The sequence below is a fragment of the Mycobacterium heckeshornense genome (assembly GCF_016592155.1).
Classification (GTDB): Bacteria; Actinomycetota; Actinomycetes; order Mycobacteriales; family Mycobacteriaceae; genus Mycobacterium; species Mycobacterium heckeshornense.
The window spans coordinates 3770696-3792126 of record NZ_AP024237.1; the positions used below are offsets into that span (position 1 = coordinate 3770696).

At 67.5% G+C, this 21431-nt stretch carries 25 protein-coding genes; 13 read left to right on the forward strand and 12 right to left on the reverse strand.

Features of this window, described 5'->3' with window-relative positions:
* Window positions 1-75 precede the first annotated feature (75 nt).
* On the forward strand, window positions 76-759 hold the full coding sequence (locus tag MHEC_RS18175) for a TetR/AcrR family transcriptional regulator (RefSeq protein ID WP_048891303.1): 684 nt from the start codon (window positions 76-78) through the stop codon (window positions 757-759).
* Here the strand turns inward: MHEC_RS18175 and MHEC_RS18180 are convergent.
* The gene (locus MHEC_RS18180) at window positions 746-994 is read right to left on the reverse strand and encodes a DUF3107 domain-containing protein (RefSeq protein WP_048891239.1); all 249 of its coding nucleotides are present in this window, start codon (window positions 992-994) and stop codon (window positions 746-748) included. The two genes, MHEC_RS18175 and MHEC_RS18180, sit on opposite strands and share 14 nt — an antisense overlap.
* On the opposite strand from MHEC_RS18180, the gene MHEC_RS18185 reads away from it, so the two are divergent.
* On the forward strand, window positions 984-1829 hold the full coding sequence (locus MHEC_RS18185; RefSeq protein WP_235434783.1) for an MmpS family transport accessory protein: 846 nt from the start codon (window positions 984-986) through the stop codon (window positions 1827-1829). The two genes, MHEC_RS18180 and MHEC_RS18185, sit on opposite strands and share 11 nt — an antisense overlap.
* Before the next feature lie 100 nt (window positions 1830-1929).
* Here the strand turns inward: MHEC_RS18185 and MHEC_RS18190 are convergent, their stop codons facing one another.
* On the reverse strand, window positions 1930-2625 hold the full coding sequence (locus tag MHEC_RS18190) for a ferritin-like fold-containing protein (protein ID WP_048891238.1): 696 nt from the start codon (window positions 2623-2625) through the stop codon (window positions 1930-1932).
* Window positions 2626-2872: 247 nt separating this feature from the next.
* On the opposite strand from MHEC_RS18190, the gene MHEC_RS18195 reads away from it, so the two are divergent.
* Complete coding sequence (locus MHEC_RS18195; RefSeq protein WP_048891237.1) at window positions 2873-4312, forward strand: DEAD/DEAH box helicase; 1440 nt, start codon at window positions 2873-2875, stop codon at window positions 4310-4312.
* Window positions 4313-4329: 17 nt separating this feature from the next.
* Complete coding sequence (locus tag MHEC_RS18200; protein WP_048891236.1) at window positions 4330-5553, forward strand: Rv3212 family protein; 1224 nt, start codon at window positions 4330-4332, stop codon at window positions 5551-5553.
* A 40-nt stretch (window positions 5554-5593) separates the two neighbouring features.
* Here the strand turns inward: MHEC_RS18200 and MHEC_RS18205 are convergent, their stop codons facing one another.
* A complete protein-coding gene (locus tag MHEC_RS18205) occupies window positions 5594-6394 on the reverse strand; it encodes a ParA family protein (RefSeq protein ID WP_048891235.1) in 801 nt (266 codons plus the stop codon).
* 73 nt (window positions 6395-6467) lie between these two features.
* Here MHEC_RS18205 and MHEC_RS18210 point away from each other — a divergent pair, with 73 nt between their 5' ends.
* Window positions 6468-7046 carry an acid phosphatase gene (locus MHEC_RS18210; protein WP_048891234.1) on the forward strand — a complete coding sequence of 193 codons (579 nt, stop codon included), beginning with the start codon at window positions 6468-6470 and terminating at the stop codon, window positions 7044-7046.
* Window positions 7047-7058: 12 nt separating this feature from the next.
* Complete coding sequence (locus MHEC_RS18215; protein WP_048891233.1) at window positions 7059-8156, forward strand: isochorismate synthase; 1098 nt, start codon at window positions 7059-7061, stop codon at window positions 8154-8156.
* A gap of 61 nt (window positions 8157-8217) precedes the next feature.
* Here the strand turns inward: MHEC_RS18215 and MHEC_RS18220 are convergent, their stop codons facing one another.
* Window positions 8218-8646 carry a hypothetical protein gene (locus tag MHEC_RS18220; protein ID WP_048891232.1) on the reverse strand — a complete coding sequence of 143 codons (429 nt, stop codon included), beginning with the start codon at window positions 8644-8646 and terminating at the stop codon, window positions 8218-8220.
* 35 nt (window positions 8647-8681) lie between these two features.
* On the opposite strand from MHEC_RS18220, the gene MHEC_RS18225 reads away from it, so the two are divergent.
* Both MHEC_RS18225 and whiB1 read left to right on the forward strand, forming a co-directional pair.
* Window positions 8682-9659 carry a diacylglycerol/lipid kinase family protein gene (locus MHEC_RS18225; RefSeq protein WP_048891231.1) on the forward strand — a complete coding sequence of 326 codons (978 nt, stop codon included), beginning with the start codon at window positions 8682-8684 and terminating at the stop codon, window positions 9657-9659.
* Between the two features lie 242 nt (window positions 9660-9901).
* Window positions 9902-10156 (forward strand): transcriptional regulator WhiB1, encoded by a 255-nt coding sequence (gene whiB1 / locus MHEC_RS18230; RefSeq protein ID WP_048891230.1) that lies wholly within the window; start codon window positions 9902-9904, stop codon window positions 10154-10156.
* A 59-nt stretch (window positions 10157-10215) separates the two neighbouring features.
* Here the strand turns inward: whiB1 and MHEC_RS18235 are convergent, their stop codons facing one another.
* Entirely contained in the window at window positions 10216-11715 is a 1500-nt protein-coding gene (locus MHEC_RS18235) for a sensor histidine kinase (protein ID WP_048891229.1), read from the reverse strand.
* Between the two features lie 37 nt (window positions 11716-11752).
* Window positions 11753-11968 carry a biotin/lipoyl-binding carrier protein gene (locus MHEC_RS18240; RefSeq protein WP_048891301.1) on the reverse strand — a complete coding sequence of 72 codons (216 nt, stop codon included), beginning with the start codon at window positions 11966-11968 and terminating at the stop codon, window positions 11753-11755.
* A 264-nt stretch (window positions 11969-12232) separates the two neighbouring features.
* Between MHEC_RS18240 and MHEC_RS18245 the strand changes: the two genes are divergently transcribed.
* On the forward strand, window positions 12233-12754 hold the full coding sequence (locus MHEC_RS18245) for a hypothetical protein (protein WP_201399610.1): 522 nt from the start codon (window positions 12233-12235) through the stop codon (window positions 12752-12754).
* A gap of 40 nt (window positions 12755-12794) precedes the next feature.
* Complete coding sequence (locus tag MHEC_RS25115; protein ID WP_099869149.1) at window positions 12795-12875, forward strand: 50S ribosomal protein bL37; 81 nt, start codon at window positions 12795-12797, stop codon at window positions 12873-12875.
* Here the strand turns inward: MHEC_RS25115 and rsrA are convergent.
* Both rsrA and MHEC_RS18255 read right to left on the reverse strand, forming a co-directional pair.
* Window positions 12872-13117, reverse strand: coding sequence for a mycothiol system anti-sigma-R factor (rsrA, locus tag MHEC_RS18250; protein ID WP_099869173.1), 246 nt, complete (start codon window positions 13115-13117; stop codon window positions 12872-12874). The two genes, MHEC_RS25115 and rsrA, sit on opposite strands and share 4 nt — an antisense overlap.
* Before the next feature lie 38 nt (window positions 13118-13155).
* Complete coding sequence (locus MHEC_RS18255) at window positions 13156-13824, reverse strand: sigma-70 family RNA polymerase sigma factor (RefSeq protein WP_162490218.1); 669 nt, start codon at window positions 13822-13824, stop codon at window positions 13156-13158.
* A 318-nt stretch (window positions 13825-14142) separates the two neighbouring features.
* On the opposite strand from MHEC_RS18255, the gene MHEC_RS18260 reads away from it, so the two are divergent.
* Entirely contained in the window at window positions 14143-14991 is an 849-nt protein-coding gene (locus MHEC_RS18260; RefSeq protein WP_048891225.1) for an SDR family oxidoreductase, read from the forward strand.
* A gap of 10 nt (window positions 14992-15001) precedes the next feature.
* On the opposite strand, the gene MHEC_RS18265 is transcribed toward MHEC_RS18260, so the two are convergent.
* Window positions 15002-15760 (reverse strand): SOS response-associated peptidase, encoded by a 759-nt coding sequence (locus tag MHEC_RS18265; protein WP_048891300.1) that lies wholly within the window; start codon window positions 15758-15760, stop codon window positions 15002-15004.
* Window positions 15761-15829: 69 nt separating this feature from the next.
* Here MHEC_RS18265 and aroA point away from each other — a divergent pair, with 69 nt between their 5' ends.
* Together aroA and rsgA are read left to right on the forward strand one after the other, a co-directional pair.
* Window positions 15830-17128 carry a 3-phosphoshikimate 1-carboxyvinyltransferase gene (gene aroA, locus MHEC_RS18270; protein WP_071700531.1) on the forward strand — a complete coding sequence of 433 codons (1299 nt, stop codon included), beginning with the start codon at window positions 15830-15832 and terminating at the stop codon, window positions 17126-17128.
* Complete coding sequence (gene rsgA / locus MHEC_RS18275; RefSeq protein WP_048891223.1) at window positions 17125-18099, forward strand: ribosome small subunit-dependent GTPase A; 975 nt, start codon at window positions 17125-17127, stop codon at window positions 18097-18099. Before aroA ends, rsgA begins: the two co-directional genes overlap by 4 nt.
* Window positions 18100-18177: 78 nt before the next feature.
* On the opposite strand, the gene MHEC_RS18280 is transcribed toward rsgA, so the two are convergent.
* The 3 genes from MHEC_RS18280 to MHEC_RS18290 form a co-directional block, all read right to left on the reverse strand.
* The gene (locus tag MHEC_RS18280) at window positions 18178-19458 is read right to left on the reverse strand and encodes a fatty acid desaturase family protein (RefSeq protein WP_048891222.1); all 1281 of its coding nucleotides are present in this window, start codon (window positions 19456-19458) and stop codon (window positions 18178-18180) included.
* A gap of 93 nt (window positions 19459-19551) precedes the next feature.
* A complete protein-coding gene (locus MHEC_RS18285) occupies window positions 19552-20697 on the reverse strand; it encodes a ferredoxin reductase (protein ID WP_048891221.1) in 1146 nt (381 codons plus the stop codon).
* Between the two features lie 110 nt (window positions 20698-20807).
* Window positions 20808-21323, reverse strand: coding sequence for a DUF6912 family protein (locus MHEC_RS18290; RefSeq protein WP_099869175.1), 516 nt, complete (start codon window positions 21321-21323; stop codon window positions 20808-20810).
* Window positions 21324-21431: the final 108 nt, after the last annotated feature.

The window sequence follows — 21431 nt, forward strand, 5'->3', positions numbered from 1 at the left end:
GTAGTAGTGTCATTCGGACAAGCCGCGCGCGGCGACGCCGACGTGATGTGGCCGACAACCCAGATTGAGGACTTGATGAGCGATCTCGCGAATGCGACTGCACGCAGCACCGCCGAACATGTCGACAACGACCGATCGGCGGACAGCGCAATGGCCAACCGCCGCGGCAATCGACTCCCCCGCGACGAGCGGCGGGGCCAATTGCTGGTCGCCGCGAGCGAGATCTTCGTCGACCGGGGCTACCACGCGGCAGGCATGGATGAGATTGCAGAGCGGGCAGGAGTAAGTAAGCCTGTTCTGTACCAACATTTTTCGAGCAAGCTGGAGTTGTATTTGGCGGTGCTCCAGCGGCACGTGGACAACCTGGTCTCCAGCGTGCGTCAGGCGCTGCGGACGACCACCGACAACCGGCAACGGCTGCGCGCAGCGGTGCAAGCGTTCTTCGACTTCATCGAACACGAGAACCAGGGCTACCGGCTGATCTTCGAGAACGACTACGTCACCGAGCCTCAGGTCGCCGCGCAGGTACGGGTGGCGACCGAGTCATGCACCGACGCGGTGTTCGACCTGATCAGCGCCGATTCCGGGCTAGATCCGCACCGCGCCCGGATGATCGCGGTGGGGCTGGTGGGTATCAGCGTCGACTGCGCCCGCTATTGGCTTGGCGCCGACCGCCCGATCTCCAAAGAAGACGCCGTGGAAGGCACCGTACAGTTCGCCTGGGGCGGGCTGTCGCACGTTCCGCTCACCCGCTCGTAGCCGACTCCAGCCCGATCCCGAAACCGACACGCCGCGCCTCGGCGACGCCGATCTCGACGTAGGCGATCTTGGCGGTGTTGATCACGAACCGACGGCCTCGCTCGTCACTCAGGCTCAATACGTCGGATTGCTTGCTCAGTGCCGCGGTGACCAATTCCTGGACTTCGTCGGGCGTCTGCGCACTGGTGAAGACCAGCTCGCGCGGGCTGTCCGTGATACCGATCTTGACCTCCACGTCGGCCCTCCGTTTCGCAGTCACTCACAAGCGTTCCCGCAAGCAGGCTAGTGGACTCGGCGGCGGCCGTGCGCACCAGCCACTGGCCGTTCAGCGGGCACGCGTCCAGCTGCGGCAATCTCACCCGACACACCCGCAGGGCAGCGCCATCGCCCGAGTCCACACCGATACGATCAGCATCATTAGCATCATCAATCACTCTGATACCGCCGTCCACGATTACCCGGACGAGGAGACGTACGTCGACGACCGCGACGCCGGCGCGGTAGACCATCGGTGGCGTCCGGTCGCCGCGATCGCCGCCGCGGTGCTGATACTGGCCGTGATCGCCACCGCGCTGATCGTCTACGGGGGGGAGAGCGCGTCGACCACGGCCACGGTGGAGCCGCCTCCGACGCGGCGTGTGATCGCCACGCCACGGCCGGGCACCCCGACGGCAGCGCCGCTGCCGCCGGAGACGGTGACGACGTTGACGCCACCCGCCGCGCCGACCACGACGGCGTCGTTGAGTCCCACCGCAGAACCCGGCCCGTCGCCGGAACCTACCCCGCCGCCGGCGGTGGATCCGCGGACCGTGGTCTATTCGGTGACCGGGACAAAGCAGGTCTTCGACGTCGTCAGCGTCATCTACACCGATGCACAGGGGCTGCCGCAGACCGATTTCAACGTGTCGTTGCCGTGGAGCAAGACCATCGTGCTGAACCCGGGCGTCCAGACCAAGTCCGTCATCGCCACCAGCCTGGCCGGCCGTCTCAACTGCACAATCACCACCGCCGACGGCCAGTTGGTCGCCGCGTCGGCAACCAACACGATCATCGCGACCTGCGCACGTTAGCGTCCCGACAATGCGGCGCCGCTCGAGGTATCGCCCGGCTGCGGGAGGCCGGTCGGGGTTGGCCGGCTGCTCGGACGCTCAGGGCCGCATCCCGGCCGGGCTAGATCAGGCCCAGTTCGCGCATCCGCTTGTCGTGGGTGCGCTGGACGCGGTCGAAGAACCCGGTGAGCTGGGTCAGACCGTCGGTGCCGGACACCACCAGGTCGACCAGCTCGTCATGCTCGGCGAGTACGTATTGGGCCTGGGTGATCGCTTCGCCGAGCAGGCGGCGAGACCACAGCGCGAGCCGGCTGCGTTGTTTGCTGCTGCGCGTCACCGCGGCGCGCACCTCGGCGACCACGAATTGCGAGTGTTCCGTTTCGGCCAGCGCCGCGCGCACCACATCGGCGACCTCATCGGGCAGCCCGTCAGCGATTTCCAGGTAGAAATCGGCTGCCAGCGCATCGCCGACATACGTTTTCACCAGCGCCTCCAGCCACGTGCTGGGCGTGGTCAGCCGGTGATAGTTATCGAGGGCCGAGGCGAACTCGGCCATCGCCGCGACGACGTCGACGCCGCGACCTTCCAACGCGTCACGCAGCAGCTCGTAATGCCCCATTTCCGCGGCTGCCATGCTCGCCATCGAAATACGGCCGCGCAAGTCCGGTGCCATCTTGGCCTCTTCGGCAAGCCGATAGAACGCGGCGATCTCGCCGTAGGCGAGCACAGCGAAGAGCTTGTTGACGCCGGGATGATCCGCGGGCAGCCGCGGCGAAGCCGCACCGGCCTCGTGGTCGGCGCGCGAAAGCGAAGCCATGGCAACACTCTAGTCGTCGGCGCGACTGCTCCCGGTGGGTCCGGCCGCAGGCCAGCTATGATGGAAGCCGATAGCAGCTGTACGGCTATCGAACGATTATGTGCGTGCACGCAGTCGGCCCGCCTTGTGCAGCGCAGGGCCCGCGAATCGGCAACGTATTCGAAGTCAGACCCTCGTGCGCGCCCGAAACCCGACGACACGCGACGAGATTGACCGAATCCGACACCGAAAGGCTTATCGCCCCCGCATGACTCCCCTTGTCACCGCATCGCCCTTAACTTTTGCCAAATTGGGGGTTCGCGACGAAATCGTCCGAGCCCTGACCGATCAGGGCATCGAACGCCCTTTCGCCATCCAAGAACTCACCCTGCCGCTGGCCCTGGCCGGCGAAGACGTCATCGGCCAGGCCCGCACCGGCATGGGCAAGACGCTGGCGTTCGGCGTGCCACTGCTGCAGCGCATCGCCACCGAGGCCCGACTCAGCGGCACGCCGCGGGCACTGGTCGTGGTGCCCACCCGCGAATTGTGCCTGCAGGTCTCCGAGGACTTGGCCGCGGCGGCCAGGTATCTGACCGCTGATCGCGGGCGGGGGCTGTCGGTGGTGTCCATCTACGGTGGACGCCCCTACGAGCCGCAGGTCCAAGCGCTGCGCGCCGGCGCCGACGTGGTCGTCGGCACGCCCGGCCGGCTGCTCGACCTGGCCCAGCAGGGGCACCTGCGGCTGGGCGGGCTGTCGGTGCTGGTGCTCGATGAGGCCGACGAAATGCTCGACTTGGGTTTCCTGCCCGACGTCGAACGCATCTTGCGCCAGATCCCCGACGACCGTCAATCGATGTTGTTCTCGGCGACCATGCCGACCCCCATCATCCGGCTGGCCCGCACCTTCATGCACCAACCCACCCACATCCGGGCCGAGGCGCCGCACGCGTCGGCGGTACACGACGCCACCGACCAGTTCGTCTACCGCGCACACGCGCTCGACAAGGTGGAGCTGGTCAGTCGGGTGCTGCAGGCCCGCGACCGTGGCGCCACCATGATCTTCACGCGCACCAAGCGCACGGCCCAGAAGGTGGCCGATGAGCTGGCCGAGCGCGGCTTTGCGGTCGGCGCCGTGCACGGCGACCTGGGCCAGGTCGCGCGGGAAAAGGCGCTCAAAGCCTTCCGCAGCGGCGAGATCGACGTGCTGGTGGCCACCGACGTGGCTGCCCGCGGTATCGACATCGACGACGTCACCCACGTCATCAACTACCAGTGCCCCGAGGACGAAAAGACCTACGTGCATCGCATCGGGCGCACCGGCCGCGCTGGGCGCACCGGCGTCGCTGTCACACTGGTGGACTGGGATGAGCTGCCCCGCTGGGCGATGATCGATAAGGCGCTGGGGCTGGGGTGCCCGGAACCGCCGGAGACCTACTCCAGCTCGTCGCACCTCTACACCGAGCTGGGCATCCCGCCCGAGGCCAGCGGCACGGTCGGCGCGCCCCGCACCGCGCGGGCCAAACGTGACCGGTCCGCGCAACGCAACACCCCCAGGTCACGACGGCGCACCCGCGCCGGCAAGCCGGTGAGCGGCCACCCGAGCACCAACGCGGAGTCGGCGACCGAACTGCCCGGTGGTGACGGCACACACAGCGGCCGCCGTCGCCGGCCCCGCAGGGCGGCCAGCGTCGCCGTGCCCGTCAACTGAGCGGCCCTCGCCGGGCGATGGTCCGACCCGAACGCCGCACCAGGGCCGACATGGCGGCTGCCGCGGCCATCGCGGTGGTCGTCGCCGTCGCTGTGGCGCTGATCTGGTGGACCAGCGACGCCCGGGCCACCCTCAGCCGTCCCGCCGTGGTGCCGGCGCCCACCCCGACGCCTGCCCGTGCGGTCCCGGCCGCGCTGCGCGAGCTCTGGACCGCGGCCAGCGCCGCCACCGGGCGGCCCGTCGTGGTCGGCGGCACCGTCGTAACCGGCGACAAGCGCACGGTGCACGGGCGTGACCCGGCCACCGGCGAGTCACGCTGGAGCTACTCGCGCGGCAGCGATCTGTGCGCGGTGTCGTGGGTCTACCGCTACGCCGTGGCGGTCTACCGCGACGATCGCGGCTGCGGGCAGGTCAGCACCATCGACGGGTCCACCGGTCGGCGCGGGCCGGCCCGCAGCAGCTACGCCGACAAGCACGTCACCGTCACCTCCGATGGGACAACCGTGCTGTCGGTCGGCAACACCCGGCTGGAGCTGTGGCGCTCCGACATGGTCCGGATGCTCTCCTACGGTGAGATCGACGCCCGCGTGAAACCGTCGTCGCATGGGCTGCACACCGGATGCACGCTGACGTCGGCGGCGGCCAGCTCGTCGGCGGTGTCGGTGCTCGAGGCCTGCCCCAATGCCGCCGACCTGCGGCTTACCCTGCTGCGCCCGGCCAAGGAGGAGGACGAGCCTGAGCAGCGCTACGTGCCCGAGCCCGGCATCGGCCCGGACTCCGGTGCGCGGGTGCTGACGCTGTCGGACACCAGCACGGCGGTGTATCTGCCGTCACCGCAACCCAGGGTTGAGGTCGTCGACGAAACCGGCGTCACGGTGGCGAGCACGCTGCTGTCCGGGCCGCCGTCGCGGTCGAATGCGGTGTCGCGGCCAGGCAACCTGGTGACCTGGTGGACGGGCGATGCCGTCATGGTTTTCGATGCGGCGGATCTCACCTACCGCTACACCATTCCCGCTGTCGGCCAAGCGGTTCCGCTGGGACCGGCGACAATGATGGCCGGCCGGCTACTCGTCCCGGTGACCGGCGGCATCGGCGTCTATGATCCGCTTACCGGTGCCAACGAGCGCTACCTGCCGGTGAACCGGCCTGCGGGCACGTCGGCGGTGATGCCGGCCGTCTGCGGGTCGCAGGTAATCGAGCAACGCGGCGACACCGTCGCAGCGCTGGGCCCGGCCAGCTGAGCAGACGCACAAAGCCCTGATCCGATTTCGGCTGCTCGCGCTACGGCTCCGGGGCAAACGTCGGCAACGGTTTGCCGGACTTCCAGTGCTTGAGCAGGGCATGGGCCAACTCCCGGTAGGCCGACGCCCCTTTATTCTTGCGGGCGGCCATCACCGATGACCCCGAGGCGCTGGCCTCGGCGAAGCGCACTGTTCGCGGGATCGGCGGAGCCAGCACCGGCAGGTCGTAGCGGTCGGCGACGTCGAGCAGCACGTCGCGGGTGTGGGTGGTGCGCGAGTCATACAGCGTCGGCAACACCCCCAGCAGACGCAGCCGGGGATTCGTGATCTGTTGGACGTCGGCAACGGTACGCAGAAACTGCCCGACACCGCGATGCGCCAGCGTCTCGCACTGCAGCGGCACGATCGCCTCGTCGGCCGCGGTGAGGCCGTTGAGCGTGAGCACGCCCAGCGACGGCGGGCAGTCGACGATGACCACGTCGAAGCGCCCGCTGAGCTTGTCCAGCGCGCGTTTCAGGGCATACTCCCGGCCAGCCCGCATTAGCAGCATCGCCTCGGCGCCGGCGAGGTCGATATTGGACGGCAACAACGTCATTCCCTCCGCGGTGCTCACCAGCACCGCTTCGGGCTCCACCTCGCCGAGCAGCACCTCATGCACGGATACCGGCAACTTGTCGGGATCGTGGCCAAGCGAAAACGTCAGGCAGCCCTGGGGATCGAGATCGACGAGAAGCACTCGCCGGTCTTCGTCGACCATCGCGGCCCCCAGCGAGGCCACCGTCGTCGTCTTGGCAACCCCGCCCTTCTGATTCGCGACCGCTAGCACCCGGGTGTCAGTCATAGCCGCCATCCTGGCACCTTCCCCGCCATGCCCGCGCGGCGATCGCAACGACTCTCAGGCACAATCGGTCTGCATGGGCGTCGAGGACCATCGACTGGTGCTAATGCGTCACGGCGAGACCGAATGGTCGAAGTCCGGCCAGCACACCGGCCGCACCGACCTCGAGCTGACCGACGCCGGCCGCAAACGGGCGCAGACCCTTAGCGAGACCCTGGGCCACCTTGGCCTCGACGACGCGATGGTTTTCAGCAGCCCACGCCGGCGCGCCCTGGTCACCGCCGAGTTGGCCGGTCTGACGGTCGACCACACGACCGAATTGCTCGCCGAATGGGACTACGGCGCCTACGAGGGTCTGACGACGGCGCAGATCCGGACGTCGCATCCCGACTGGCTAATCTGGACACATGGCGCGCAAGACGGCGAAAGCGTCGCACAGGTCAGCGACCGAGCTGATGAGGCCGTCGCATTAGCGTTGCGGCACATGGCATCTCGAGATGTGGTGTTCGTCGGCCACGGCCACTTCTCACGCGCGGTGATCGCCCGATGGCTCGAGCTGCCGGTGGGTGAGGGCCTCCGATTTGCCATGGCCGCCGGCTCCGTCGCGGTGTGCGGTTTCGAACACGGAGCGCGCCAGCTGGCGCGCTTGGGCTGAGCAGCAACCCGGATGGACAGCCAACCGCCGTTCGTGCTGAGCGGGCCGAGCGGAGTGCTCATCGCCGACGGGATCGAACGCCGCTTCTCGGAGGTGTCGGCCGCACAGGCCGCACTGCACGCCGGCCACGCACCAATAATGCTGGGCGCGTTGCCATTTGACATCAGCCAGCCGGCCGCGTTGATAGTGCCCCGGGCGGTGCGGCACACCGAGATGCTGCCCGACTGGCCGAGCGGTCCGCTGCCGGCGGTACGCGTCGCCGCCGCCATCCCGTCCCCCGAGCAGCACCGCGTCCGCGTGCAGCAGGCGCGAAGCCGGATCACCGCACCGGACAGCACCCTGAGCAAGGTGGTGCTGGCGCGCGCGTTGCAACTGGCCGCCGACGCGCCGCTGGATGCCCGGGCGATCCTGCGCCGGCTGGTCGCTGCCGACCCGGCCACCTTCGGCTACCTGGTGGACCTGACACCGGCCGGCGGTCGATATTCGGGTGCGACGATCGTGGGTGCCAGCCCGGAATTGCTGGTCGCCCGTGACGGCGAGCGGATAACCTGCTGCCCGTTCGCGGGATCCGCACCGCGGGCCGCCGATCCCCGGCTGGATGAAGCAGTCGGCACCGCGTTAGCCAACTCGGCCAAGAACCGTCACGAACACCAGCTGGTGGTCGAGGCCATGCGCGCCGCGCTGCACCCGTTGTGCGACGACCTGACAATCGCGCAGTCCCCTCAGCTTCGGCGCACCCCGACGGTATGGCATCTGAGTACCCCGATCAGTGGACGGTTGCGCGATAGATCAACCACCGCAATAGATTTGGCGTTGGCATTGCATCCCACGCCTGCGGTCGGCGGGGTGCCGACCACGCAGGCATGCGAGCTGATCACGGCGCTGGAGGGAGACCGCGGTTTCTATGCCGGCGCCGTGGGCTGGTGTGACGCCCGCGGCGACGGGCGCTGGGTAGTGTCGATTCGCGGCGCGCAGCTGTCCGCCGATCGGCGCAGCGCCCTCGCCCACGCCGGCGGAGGCATCGTCGCCGAATCCGACCCCGACGACGAAGTCGACGAAACCACAACGAAATTCGCGACTATATTGGCCGCGCTGGGCGTCCAGCATTGACCCGCCGACCCGGCAGCAGACGACACCGCCGCCACGATCCCGCGCCCATCGATACCCTCCGCTACCGCGCGCCAGGCCCGGAGTCCGCGGTGTCGGCCAAACCACGCCGACTGCCGCTGGCCCACCGCAGCGCGGCAGGGCTGAACAACAACACCAACGCCGTCACCGCGATGACCGCGACCGGGATGCCGAACAGTGGCCGGTGCGAGCCCACCCCGACATACCAGGCAACCGGCAGGAGCAACAGCTGAATGAACACCGTGAAGCCGCGGCCCCAACGCTTGCCGCGCAGCAGCGCCCATCCTGCGGCCAGTACGCCACCACCAAGGAGAAGGAACCACGCCGCGGTGCCAACACCGTTGACGACGTGCTGGTCTGCTCCGGCGAGGGCCCGCACCACCAAAACCGCAGCCACGGCCACGCCCGCGGCGCCTTGTAGGGCGGCGATCAGGCCCGCGCCACGCACGGGGCGCGGGGTGCGTGGTGTCACAGCGTCAGCGTAGCCAGCCAGTAGGCTGACTCCCCATGCGCGCGGTGCTGATAGTCAATCCGACGGCCACCTCGACCACCCCTGCGGGGCGTGACTTACTGGCGCACGCGCTGCGGAGCCGTCTTCAGTTGACCATCGAGCACACCACTCACCGCGGTCATGGCGGCGAGCTCGCGCAGGCCGCCGCCGAAGCCGGGGTCGATGTGGTGGTGGTGCACGGTGGTGACGGAACGGTGAGCAACGTGGTCAACGGCTTGCTCGGCCGCCCGGGCCGGTTGCCGACCGGCCACGTCCCGGCGCTGGCGGTGGTTCCGGGCGGGTCGGCGAACGTGGCGGCCCGGTCACTGGGAATTTCACCGGACCCGATCACTGCCACCAACCAGCTCATCGGGCTCCTCGACGAGTATGAACACCAGCAAAGCTGGCGCCGGATCGGGGTAATCGACTGCGGCGAGCGGTGGGCCGTGCTCAACGCCGGGATGGGCGTCGACGCCGAGGTGGTGGCCGCGGTGGAGGCCCAACGCGAAAAGGGGGTCAAGGTCACACCGCTGCGGTATTGGCGCGTGGCGGTGCCGACCACGATCGCTTACGCGCGGCGTGAGCCGACCCTGACGCTGCGGTTACCCGGCCGTGACCCCATTTCCGGCGTGCACTTCGTCTGGGTCACCAACACCAATCCGTGGACCTATAGCAACAACCGCCCGCTGTGGACCAACCCGGGCTGCACCTTCGAATCCGGCCTCGGGGTTTTCGGCCTCACCAGCATGAAGGTGATCCCCACGCTACGACTCCTGCGTCAGATGCTGTCGAAACAACCGAAGTTGCAGGCCAAACAGCTCATCCGCGACGACGACGCCCCATGCCTGGAGGTCACCTGCACCGGCGCCCCGATCGCCAGCCAGTTCGACGGGGACTACCTCGGGTTGCGGGAGCACATGACATTCCGTTCCGTCCCCGACGCGCTGGCGGTTGTCGCCCCACCCGCCAAAATCCACTCTGAGCTGCGGAAATAAGCTGGCGGACGGACGGAAGGCGCAAATGCGGCGGTAGTGTAGTACAAATGGGTGTGACTTGGGCTAGCAGATCGCCAAAGTGAGATTGCCCACGTGCTGACGTGCACTATTGACATCTGTTGAGCCTATGAAACGATCAAACGATCGCGTGCAACGGTACGGAAACATTCTTGTGCCCGCGTTAACAGCCGAAGAAAAACACCTGTGCGCAGTGCTGCGCACATAGTGAGGAGTAACAACGTATGGATTGGCGCCACAAGGCGGTCTGTCGCGACGAGGATCCGGAGCTGTTCTTTCCGGTGGGGAACAGCGGACCGGCACTCGCGCAGATCGCTGACGCGAAACTGGTCTGTAACCGGTGCCCGGTGACCACAGAGTGCCTCACCTGGGCGCTGGAAACCGGCCAGGACTCTGGCGTGTGGGGCGGAATGAGTGAAGACGAGCGGCGCGCACTCAAGCGCCGCAACGCCCGGACGAAAGCACGCACCGGAGTCTGAGGGAGTTTCCGGTATTGCGGCCTCGACGTTTTGTCGGGGCCGCAATACTGCGTGCGGATTTACTGCGCAGGCCGGGCGCGCCGACCGACCGGAACCCGCAAGACCACCTCGGTGCCGCCGGATGCCGCGGCCTGCATGTGCAGTGAGCCGTCGAGCTCCGCCGACACCAGCGTCCGCACAATCTGCAGGCCCAGCCGATCCGACGCCTCCGGGGTGAACCCATCCGGCAGGCCCCGGCCGTTGTCGTGGACCACCACGTCCAGCCAGCGCGCCGAACGTTCGGCATGGATCGTCACACATCCCTGAGCGGCCTCGGGATCGAAGGCGTGCTCGATCGCGTTTTGCACCAGTTCGGTGATGACCATGATCAGCGCGGTGGCACGATCAGAATCCAGCACCCCCAGTGTGCCCACCCGGTTGACCCGGATCGGGATGTCGACGCTGGCAACATCGTTGATGATGGGCAGTATCCGGTCGATCACCTCGTCGAGGTTGACCTGCTCGTCGACCGACATCGACAGCGCGTCGTGCACCAGCGCGATCGACGAGACCCGCCGCACCGACTCGAGCAGCGCTTCGCGGCCCTCCGGGTTGGTGGTGCGGCGTGCCTGCAGCCGCAGCAGTGCGGCCACGGTTTGCAGGTTGTTCTTGACCCGGTGGTGGATCTCGCGGATCGTGGCGTCCTTGGACATCAGCGCGCGGTCGCGGCGCTTGACCTCGGTGACGTCGCGGATCAGCACCACGGCGCCGGCGGCCGAGCCGTGCACCACCAGCGGCAGGGTCCGCAGCAGCACAGTGGCGCCGCCGGCGTCGACCTCAATCCGCATGCTCGCACCGCCGGCCAACGAATCACGCACATGCTCGGCCAATTCGTGCGCCTCGAACGGATCGGAAATCAGGGGGCGGGTGATCTCGATGAGGTTGTGGCCCTCCAACTCTGACGTCAACCCCATCCGGTGGTAGGCCGACAACGCGTTGGGGCTGGCATAGGAGACGACGCCGTCGTTGTCGAGACGGATGAAGCCGTCACCGGCTCGCGGGCTCGAGCGCGCCATCGCGACGTCGCCCACGTTGGGAAATGTGCCCTCCGACAGCATGTGGACGAGATGAGCGGCGCAGTCTAAGTACGCGGTTTCCAGCGGGCTGGACTGGCGGTTGGCCGCCAGAGCTGTTTGGTGCGTGAGCACCGCCACCACTTTCTCGCCGTACCGCACCGGCACAGCTTCAATGTTTAAGCCCCGCTGCTGCCACGAAAAATGTTGTCCCGCATCGCGTTCCCGTCCGATGGTGCCGGACGTGAACGCCGCGGCAACCAACGGCAACTGGTCGGCGGAAACCACCGTGCCTACCGCGTCGGCCAGCAAGACCGTCGGTGCGGTGTTGGGCCGACATTGCGCGACGCACACCAGCGCGCCGTCATCACGACGCACCCACATCAAGTAGTCGGCAAACGACAGGTCGGCCAGCAGCTGCCACTCGCCCACTACCGCGTGCAGGTGGTCGACAGCGCTGCCCGGCAGGACGGTGTGTTCGGCAAGCAGGTCACCGAGAGTCGACATCGATAATTCCCGGCACCAAGTACGGCGGCGTCAACGCTTAACTGATCACCGCGATGAGGTCTCCGGCCTGGATGACGTCGCCCACCGCCACGCTGACTTTGCTGACCGTGCCGGCCACTTCGGCCAGGACCGGAATCTCCATCTTCATCGACTCCAGCAGTACCAGAGTGTCCCCCTCGCCGATTCGATCGCCCTCGTTGACCATGACTTCCAGCACGCTGGCGACGATCTCCGCTCGGACGTCCTCGGCCATCATCACCCCGTTTCGCCACTTAGCCGACGGTTTGCGCAATCTTGCCGCTCCATCGAACCACACTCGGTCGCGGTTGGAGCGCTGAGTGGGCCGCGCGCCGACGGCACCGCCAGGGGTAAGCAATTCCGAAGGTTAATAAGCAAATCTATAGAGTTCGATCCGTGATCGTGTCGTGTTCCAACTGTGATTCTTGAGCAGAATCGTTACCAAAGTGATTTCTGTGTCCGAAGCACATTCCGTGCCTGAGGAGTGAGGAGTTTCCGGATGTCCCTGAACACGTCTACGAACCCGCGGACCCGGGCGGGCCGCGTCGCGGCCGGGGCAGGCCTGGTGCTGGCCACTGCCGGGGTGATCGCGTTCGGCAGTGGGGTCGCCGCCGCCTCTCCCCCGCCTATGCTCGTCGACGACCCGGCTCCCGCTCCCGCGCCCGACCCAACCGCTGCGGTCAACGCCGCCAACGCGATCTTCGGGGTCCTCAATTCTTTGTTGAATTCGGTGCTGCCCGGCGCCGGTTCGCTGGTGCCCGAAACCTCCCCGCCAGCCCCCTGTCGCCAGGCGTCGGCACCTCCCCGCCAGCCCCCTGTCGCCAGGCACCGGCACCTACCCCAGCCCCCTGTCGCCGGGCGTCGGCACCTACCCCGGCATGCCGTCGCCGGGCGTCGGCACCTACCCCGGCCCGCTATCCCCGGCGCAGGCCCCTACCGCGCCGCCACAAACCGGCCCGCTCTCCCCGGCGCAGACCAGCCCGGTGGTATAGCCCGGCTACGACCGGGACCGACGCCGTGAAAAACTAGGGCACAAGGCACACCCGCAAGGAGGTTCATCGATGGCCAAACGTGGCCGCAAGAGGCGCGACCGCAAGCACAGCAAGGCCAATCACGGCAAGCGGCCCAACGCGGGCAGTTAGCCGCGGATGATCGTGGTCCGGCTGATCTCCAGGCGCAGTCGCTCGCGAAGATGCTCCGGAGCCTTTTCGCCTTTGCACTTCTTGGCGATCAGCGCTTTGATCCGCTCTTCGAGCCCGTAATGCCGTAGACATTCGGGGCAAACCTCGAGGTGCCGGCGCAGCTTCCTTTTCGCGTCCGGGGTGCATTCACCGTCAAGCAGGGTCCAAATCTCGGCAATCACTTGCCGGCAGTCGGCGTACATGTCCGGATCGCTGCCTCCGCCGGAGCAGGAGAAGTCGCTCACGACGACACCTCCTCAGCTGTCTGATCGCCGCGAATAAACCCGCGCTCCTTGGCCACGTTGGCCAGCAGCCCGCGCAGCTGACGCCTGCCGCGGTGCAGCCGCGACATCACCGTCCCGATCGGCGTATCCATGATCTCGGCGATCTCCTTATACGGGAAACCCTCGACGTCGGCCAAGTACACCGCCATCCGGAATTCTTCAGGCAACGCCTGCAGCGCTTCCTTGATCTCGGTGTCGGGTAGCGCCTCGAGAGCTTCGACCTCCGCTGAGCGCAGGCCAGTCGAGGAATGCTCGGCGTTGGCGGCAAGTTGCCAGTCGGTGATTTCCTCGGTCGGGTACTGCGAGGGCTGCCGCTGCTTCCGGCGGTAGTTGTTGATGTAGGTGTTCGTGAGGATGCGATAAAGCCAGGCCTTGAGATTCGTGCCCTCGCGGAACGACCGGAATCCGGCGTAGGCCTTGACCATGGTCTCCTGGAGCAGATCCTCGGCATCGGCAGGATTGCGGGTCAGGCGTAACGCGCCGCCGTAGAGCTGGTCCAGCAAGGGAATCGCGTCGCGTTCAAAACGCGTCGTCAACTCTTCGTCGGTTTCGTCGGATCGGGCCGGCCCAGCGGGTCTGCCGACCTCCGCGATGTCTTGCCCGGTCGTGTCGTCGCTGTCGGCCATCTTCGTTAGCACAGTCCCTTCTGTCGCGGTGTCGCCGAAGAGCCCCCACAGCGACACCTGACGCTCGAGGCAGCGAGCCGACTGCTCGTTTTCCAGCAGGCTGATCGCCGCTGACACCCGACGCCCCTCCCCAATCTAGAGGTTGTGACCGACAGATTGTTCTCCGGTTGATCGCGCGCGGGCGCGAACCGCGCCGCAGATCGACCTCACCAGTCAACAGCATTGAGCATTCCGCTATTTCCGGTGCCGAAATTGGCCGGAATCGCGCAAATCCCGACCGCTGGCCGAAGGCAATCCGCGCGACGTTAGTGTGGCGCCATGTCTCTCTCCGGCAAGACCATGTTCATCTCCGGCGCCAGCCGCGGAATTGGCCTGGCCATCGCCAAGCGGGTCGCGCGCGACGGCGCCAACATCGCGCTGATAGCCAAGACGGCTGAGCCGCACCCCAAGCTACCGGGCACCATCTACACCGCAGCCAAAGAGATCGAGGACGCCGGCGGCAACGCGCTGCCGATCGTCGGCGACATCCGCGACGGCGACGCGGTGGCCTCGGCGGTGGCGCAGACCGTTGAGCAGTTCGGCGGCATCGACATCTGCGTCAACAACGCCTCGGCCATCAACCTGGGGTCCATCACCGAGGTGCCGCTGAAGCGCTTCGACTTGATGAACGGCATCCAGGTGCGCGGCACCTACGCGGTATCGCAAGCCTGTATCCCGCACATGCGGGGCCGGCAGAACCCGCACATCTTGACGCTGTCGCCGCCGATCCTGCTCGAGCCGAAATGGCTCAAGCCAACGCCGTACATGATGGCCAAGTTCGGGATGACGCTGTGCGCGCTGGGCATCGCCCAGGAGCTGCGCGACGACGGCATCGCCTCCAACACGCTGTGGCCGCGCACGCTGGTGGCCACCGCCGCGGTGCGCAACCTGCTCGGCGGTGAGGCGGCGATGGCGCGAGCGCGCAAACCAGAGGTCTACGCCGACGCTGCCTATGTCATCCTCAACAAACCCGCCGCCGAGTTCACCGGCAACACGCTGCTGTGCGAGGACGTCTTGGTCGACTCCGGGGTGACCGACCTGTCGGTGTATGACTGCACACCGGGCGGCGAGCTCGGGGTCGACCTGTGGGTGGAAAGCCCCAACCCGCCCGGATACCGCGCGCCGTAAGGGGCAGCCGTCACAGCAGGGTGGCCTGCTCGGGCTGCGCCTCGACCGGCTCGATCAGCTCAGGTCCGTTGTTGGCGACGTTGTTGACCAACGTCGATACCCGGCGCATCCGGATACCCCGCACGTCCGGCGGACGCGCCAACAGCTGCGGGTCCGGCGGGGTGTCCGGATCAAGCCAGTGGTCCCAGTCGCGTTCGGGTACCACCAGCGGCATGCGGTCATGGATCTCGGCGAGCTCGCCGACCGCCTCGGTGGTGATGATCGCGCAGGTTAGCAGCGGTGCCCCGTCCTTTTCCGGCTTCCACACCGACCACAGGCCGGCCATGAACAACGGCTCCCCGTCTTCGCGATAGACGTAATACGGCGTTTTGCGGGCCCTTTTGCCCGAGTCGCGGCTCACGTGCCATTCGTAAAAGCCGTCCATGGGGACGAGGCATCGCCTGGATTTCGCGGCGGCGCGAAACGCCGGCGAGGTGGTGACCTTGTCGGCACGGGCGTTGATCAGCAGCGGACCCTTGGAGTCGGGCGCGCCGTCGGGCCCCGCCTTGACCCAGGGCGGGATCAGCCCCCACCGCATCAGGCGCACCCGCCGCGTGGGTTCGTCGTCGGGTTCGTCGTGACGACGCACCACGGTCGCGATCGCCGTGGTCGGCGCCACGTTGTAGTTCGGTGCGGCGCGGCGGTCCGGAGACCCGGTGGCCTCGTCGATCGCCTTGATCTTCTCAGCAAGCTTTGCCGGGTCGGTCGTCACCGCGAATCGTCCGCACATGGCTTCCATACTGCCTGCATACTTCCTGGCTGGTGCCCAGCGCTGCCGTCGAGAAGCCATGATGGACCTGTGACCACCCAGCTATGGACGGCACCGTGCCCACCCCGACCGGTGTATGCGACTGTGACCGTGCCGGGCTCGAAATCGCAGACCAACCGCGCCCTGGTGCTCTCGGCGCTGGCCGCGGCGACAGGTCAGGGGGCCTCAACCATCCGCGGAGCGCTGCGCAGCCGTGACACCGACCTGATGATCGGCGCACTGACCGCCCTTGGCCTGCACATCGAGGGGCCCGGCGACACGCTGACCGTCGGTGGCCGGCTTTCCCCGGTGCCGAACGCGCGGATCGATTGCGGCCTGGCCGGTACGGTGCTGCGGTTCGTGCCGCCGCTGGCCGCGCTGACCGACGCGACGGTCACATTCGACGGCGACGAACAAGCCCGGGCACGGCCCATCGCACCGCTGCTGGACGCGCTGCGGGGGTTAGGTGTCGGCGTCGAGGGCACTGGCTTGCCGTTTCGGGTGCGGGGCACGGGATCGGTCACCGGCGGCGCGGTGTCGATCGATGCCTCGGCGTCGTCGCAGTTTGTTTCGGGCCTACTGCTGTGCGCGCCCGCGTTCACCGCAGGGCTGACCGTGCGGCACACCGGTCCGACGCTGCCGTCGGCGCCGCACATCGCCATGACGGTGGCGATGCTGCGACAGGCCGGGGTCGACGTCGACGATGCGGCACCGAACCGTTGGCAGGTGCGGCCGGGACGGGTGGAAGCCCTCCGCTGGGACATCGAACCGGATCTGTCCAATGCGTTTGCGTTCCTCGCGGCGGCCGTGGTGACCGGCGGCACGGTGCGAATTTCCGGCTGGCCGGCCGCCAGCATCCAGCCCGCCGACATCATCCTCGACGTCTTGCGCCACGTGAACGCCATTGCCACCCAAACTGCTTCGTATCTCGAGGTGCGCGGGCCGCGGGTGTACGGCGGATTTGACGTCGACTTGGCAGACGTTGGCGAGTTGACGCCGGCGGTGGCGGTGCTCGCGGCGCTGGCCGCACCAGGGTCGGTGTCCAGGCTGAGCGGCATCGCGCATCTGCGCGGCCACGAGACCGACCGGCTCGCGGCGCTGAGCACCGAAATCAATCGCCTGGGCGGAAACTGCCGACAGACCCCTCACGGTCTGGTGATCACCGCGACCCCGCTGCGGCCGGGTATCTGGCGCTCGTATGCCGACCACCGGATGGCAACGGCTGGCGCGATCGTGGGTCTGCGGGTGGCCGGAGTCGAGGTCGACGACATCGCCACCACGGCCAAGACGTTGCCCGACTTTCCGCGGCTGTGGGCTGACATGCTGGCCGAGCAGGGGTCTGGCGCTTGAGGCCAGGGGACTTCGACGAGTCCGACGTCAAGGTCCGCTCCGGACGGGGTTCGCGGCCGCGCACCAAAATCCGCCCCGAGCATGCCGACGCACGTCAGGCCATGGTCGTCGGCGTCGACCGCGGCCGCTGGCGATGTGTGCTCGACGGCGACCCCGGCCGTCGGGTCACCGCCATGCGGGCCCGGGAATTGGGCCGCACCCCGATCGTGGTGGGCGACGACGTCGACGTGGTCGGCGATCTGTCCGGACGCCCGGACACCTTGGCACGCATCGTTCGCCGCGGGCCGCGCCGAACGGTGTTGCGGCGCACCGCCGATGACACCGATCCGACCGAGCGGGTGGTCGTCGCCAACGCTGACCAGTTAATGATCGTGGTGTCGCTGGCTGACCCGCCGCCGCGAACCGGGCTGGTTGACCGGGCTCTCATCGCCGCCTACGCCGGCGGGCTCACGCCGATCCTGTGCCTGACCAAGACCGACCTCGCGCCCGCCGAGCCGTTCGCCCAACAATTCGCCGACCTCGAGCTGACCGTGGTCGCCGCTGGCCGTGCCGATCCGCTGGATGCGACGGTGGATCTGCTCGCCGGAAAGCTCACCGTGCTGCTCGGCCACTCCGGGGTCGGCAAGTCGACTCTCGTCAATCGCCTTGTGCCAGAAGCGAATCGGGCTGTCGCCGAGGTGACTCACGTCGGCAAGGGTCGGCACACCTCGACACAGTCGGTGGCGCTGCCGTTACCCGGCGGCGGCTGGGTGATCGACACGCCGGGAATCCGCTCGTTCGGCCTGGCCCACATCGAGCCCGACGATGTGCTGCTGGCGTTTTCCGACCTGGCCGAGACGATCCGAAACTGTCCGCGCAGCTGTGGGCACATGGGCCCGCCCGCTGACCCGGAATGCGCGCTGGACTCTCTGACCGGACCGGCCGCGCGGCGTGTCCGCGCCGCGCGGCGGCTGCTGGCTATCCTGCCCTGAGCAAGGCCGAGCGGGCGTGTTCGTCCACCGGCACGCCGCCAACCGCGCACAACCGCGCCCGCTCGCGCATCGTCCCGGTCAGGCCGCCAACTCGTCGCGCCGTGCCGTCGCAGGGTTGCCGCGATTCTTGCGCCGCCAACCACGCACGGTCGCGATCGCGCTCTTCAGCCCGCGCCGGCGACCAGTGGCCGGGTCGACACCGCTGAAGCCCTTGAGACCGGCGAACATCCGCTCGCTACGGGTCTCGGGAGCATCGTCGGCGCTGTCGCGCAGGTAGCGGTCCGGCAGCGACAGCTTGGCGATGGTCCGCCACGCCTTGGCGTATTGCAGCAGGAACGGGCCGGTCGTATAGGGCAGGTCGTATTTGTCGCAGACCTCGCGCACCCGCACCGAAATCTCGGCGAGCCGGTTGCTGGGCAGGTCCGGATACAGGTGGTGTTCGATCTGGTGGCACAGGTTGCCGCTCATGAACCGCATCACGGGTCCGGCGTCGAAGTTGGCGCTGCCCAGCAGCTGCCGCAGATACCAGTGGCCTTTCGATTCGCCGATCATGTCGGTCTTGCTGAATTTCTCGGCCCCGTCCGGGAAATGGCCGCAGAAGATCACCGCGTTGGACCACAGGTTGCGGATCACGTTGGCTGTTGCGTTGGCTTTCAGCGTGGACATATAGGTCGCGCCGGGCGACAGCGAGGTCAGCGCCGGGAACGCGACATAGTCCTTGACGAGCTGTCGTGCGGCTTTGCGCCCGAACTCGCGTATCCGGCGCCGGGTCTCTTCCGGGGCTGCGCGACCCTTGAAGATCTTGCCGATCTCCACGTGCTGCAAGCCGACTCCCCATTCAAAGCCGATCGCCAGAATCGTGTTGAACAGCAGGTTGAACAGGTTGTGCCGTTTCCAGCGCTGGTCTCGGGTGACCCGCAGCATGCCGTAGCCGACGTCGTCGTCCATCCCGAGAATGTTTGCGTATTTGTGGTGTACGAAGTTGTGGTTGTAGCGCCAGTGCTTGGACGCGCCCAGGTTGTCCCACTCCCAAGTCGAGGAATGAATCTCGGGATCGTTCATCCAATCCCACTGCCCGTGCATGACGTTGTGGCCGATCTCCATGTTCTCGACGATCTTGGCCACGCCCAGCGTCACCGCGCCCGCCCACCACGCCGTGCGTCGCGAACTTGCCGCCAGCAGCACGCGCCCGGCCACTTCCAGCGCGCGCTGCGCGGCAATGGTGCGGCGGATGTAGCGGGCGTCCCGTTCGCCGCGCGAGTCTTCTATGTCGGTGCGGATGGCATCAAGTTCGACGGCCAGGTTTTCGATATCGGCATCGGTGAGATGGGCGAATACCTTGATGTCGGTGATGGCCATGCCCCGCCTTTCTACAAAGTCGTGCCCGCGTTGACCTACGCTATCGTAGGCTACGAAACCGTAGGTTACCAACGAGTAGCGCCTGAGAATCGGTTAAATATCGAGCACGCAGTCACCGGAGGGGGCCGAAACGCAGGTCTGGATCCGGGTGCCGGGCTCGTGTTCAACCCCGGTTCGCAGGTCGCGAACATGGCCGTCGAGCAGCGGTACCACGCACGACCGGCAGATGCCCATCCGGCAGCCGAACGGCATCCGCACCCCAGCCTGCTCTCCGGCGTCCATCAACGAGGTCGCCGCATCGGCCGCCGCGGTCCGACCGCTGCGCGCAAACGTGACCGTCCCGCCAACCCCCGCGGGCGCGGACCGAGACACCGCGAACCGCTCCAGGTGCAGCCGCTCGCCTATACCCGCCGCCGACCAGACCTTCTCGGCCGCAGTGAGCATGCCTTCGGGCCCGCACGCCCAGGTCCGCCGTTCGCGCCAGTCGGGCACGTCCTCGTCGAGGCGGGCAAGGTCGAGCCGCCCCTGTGTGCGGGTCGTGCGCAACCGCAGGTGGTAACCGTCATGTTGGCGTTCTAGCTCGGCCAGTTCCGCCGCGAACATCACCTCCGCCGCCGTTGGCGCCGAATGCAGATGCATGACGTCGGTGACCTGGTTGCGGCGCACCAGGGTGCGCAGCATCGACATCACCGGTGTGATCCCGGTGCCTGCGGTCAAAAACAGGATGGCGGGCGGCGCGGGGTCGGGCAGCACGAAATTTCCCTGCGGCTCGGCCAGCCGCACGATCGTGCCGGGCCTGACACCCTCAACCAGGTGGGTGGACAGGAAGCCCTCCGGCATCGCTTTGACGGTGATCGTCACCGTGCACGACGCCGTGACCGGGCTTGACGTCAGCGAGTACGACCGCCACCGCCATCGCCCGTCCACGAGCAATCCAATGCCGATGTACTGACCGGGCTGATAGTCGAAGCGAAAACCCCAGCCCGGTTTGATGACCAGCGTTGCGGCGTCGCGCGTCTCGCGGCGAACCTCCACGACCCGCCCCCGCAACTCCCGTGCCGACCACAGCGGATTGGCCAGTTGCAAGTAGTCGTCGGGCAACAGCGGCGTCGTGATGCGGGTGGCGATTCGGCGCAGCATATTCCAGACCGGATGCTTGTCGGCGCCGACAATGGTCGGCTCCTGGGTGTCGACGACGTCGGCGGTGATCTTTGCGTAGTTCTTGCTCGCTGATTCCATAGGAAGCTCCTGCTCACCGTGCGCTATGCGGCTTCCCGCTCACCGGTTAAAACCTACGGTACCGTAACCTACGGTGCTGTAGCCACGGCCGGTGCACACCTGACAAGGACTCAGAGCAGGTCCAGCAGGAACGGCAACTCCTGGGTGGCATACCAGGCCAGATCGTGGTCCTGCGCGTCACCGACGATCAGTTCGGCATCCTCATCGCCGAGGTCGGCCGCGTCGATGGCCGCGATCGCGGCGGTCACCGCCGCCTCCGCGGCGGCGTTGTCGACAAACACCGCGACGACATCGTGGAGAGCAACCGGCCCGCGAAGCCGCACCACGGCGTCGTCAAGATCCGGCCGAGGCGTCACCGCCTCCGCCTCCTCGACATCGGCGACCACGACCGCCCGCCGCGGCGGCAGCTCTCCGCGGCGCTCGTCACCGGCAGCCAGCAGCCGCAGCGACGCCAAGGCGGCCTCGCGCAACGCCACCTCACCGAGTTCCTCGTCGTCGCCCTCGGCATAGGATTCGCGCAGCGCCGGCGTCACCGCAAACGCGGTGCCGTTGACCGGCCACATCGAGCCGTCGGCGATCAGTCGCTGCAGCATCGCCAGCGTCGCCGGGACATACACCCGCATCAGCTGAGGGTAACGGGACCGCTCGCGCTCACCGGGCAACGTTGCCGCGCAATCGTCTACACCGGTTGACAGGTCGCGGGGATGCCACAAGTGTCACAACTGTGCGGTGAT

Excerpts from the sequence above, each read along its gene's own strand:
- MHEC_RS18175 (WP_048891303.1), top strand. The coding sequence starts at position 76 with ATGAGCGATCTCGCGAATGCGACTGCACGCAGCACCGCCGAACATGTC.
- rsrA (WP_099869173.1), bottom strand. The coding sequence starts at position 13,117 with ATGTACGCCGACTGCCGGCAAGTGATTGCCGAGATTTGGACCCTGCTT.
- MHEC_RS18195 (WP_048891237.1), top strand. The coding sequence starts at position 2,873 with ATGACTCCCCTTGTCACCGCATCGCCCTTAACTTTTGCCAAATTGGGG.
- MHEC_RS18265 (WP_048891300.1), bottom strand. The coding sequence starts at position 15,760 with ATGTGCGGACGATTCGCGGTGACGACCGACCCGGCAAAGCTTGCTGAG.
- MHEC_RS25115 (WP_099869149.1), top strand. The coding sequence starts at position 12,795 with ATGGCCAAACGTGGCCGCAAGAGGCGCGACCGCAAGCACAGCAAGGCC.
- whiB1 (WP_048891230.1), top strand. The coding sequence starts at position 9,902 with ATGGATTGGCGCCACAAGGCGGTCTGTCGCGACGAGGATCCGGAGCTG.
- MHEC_RS18255 (WP_162490218.1), bottom strand. The coding sequence starts at position 13,824 with ATGGCCGACAGCGACGACACGACCGGGCAAGACATCGCGGAGGTCGGC.
- MHEC_RS18200 (WP_048891236.1), top strand. The coding sequence starts at position 4,330 with ATGGTCCGACCCGAACGCCGCACCAGGGCCGACATGGCGGCTGCCGCG.
- MHEC_RS18225 (WP_048891231.1), top strand. The coding sequence starts at position 8,682 with ATGCGCGCGGTGCTGATAGTCAATCCGACGGCCACCTCGACCACCCCT.
- MHEC_RS18205 (WP_048891235.1), bottom strand. The coding sequence starts at position 6,394 with ATGACTGACACCCGGGTGCTAGCGGTCGCGAATCAGAAGGGCGGGGTT.
- MHEC_RS18210 (WP_048891234.1), top strand. The coding sequence starts at position 6,468 with ATGGGCGTCGAGGACCATCGACTGGTGCTAATGCGTCACGGCGAGACC.
- MHEC_RS18285 (WP_048891221.1), bottom strand. The coding sequence starts at position 20,697 with ATGGAATCAGCGAGCAAGAACTACGCAAAGATCACCGCCGACGTCGTC.
- MHEC_RS18260 (WP_048891225.1), top strand. The coding sequence starts at position 14,143 with ATGTCTCTCTCCGGCAAGACCATGTTCATCTCCGGCGCCAGCCGCGGA.
- MHEC_RS18215 (WP_048891233.1), top strand. The coding sequence starts at position 7,059 with ATGGACAGCCAACCGCCGTTCGTGCTGAGCGGGCCGAGCGGAGTGCTC.
- MHEC_RS18235 (WP_048891229.1), bottom strand. The coding sequence starts at position 11,715 with ATGTCGACTCTCGGTGACCTGCTTGCCGAACACACCGTCCTGCCGGGC.
- MHEC_RS18245 (WP_201399610.1), top strand. The coding sequence starts at position 12,233 with ATGTCCCTGAACACGTCTACGAACCCGCGGACCCGGGCGGGCCGCGTC.
- MHEC_RS18280 (WP_048891222.1), bottom strand. The coding sequence starts at position 19,458 with ATGGCCATCACCGACATCAAGGTATTCGCCCATCTCACCGATGCCGAT.
- MHEC_RS18240 (WP_048891301.1), bottom strand. The coding sequence starts at position 11,968 with ATGGCCGAGGACGTCCGAGCGGAGATCGTCGCCAGCGTGCTGGAAGTC.
- MHEC_RS18190 (WP_048891238.1), bottom strand. The coding sequence starts at position 2,625 with ATGGCTTCGCTTTCGCGCGCCGACCACGAGGCCGGTGCGGCTTCGCCG.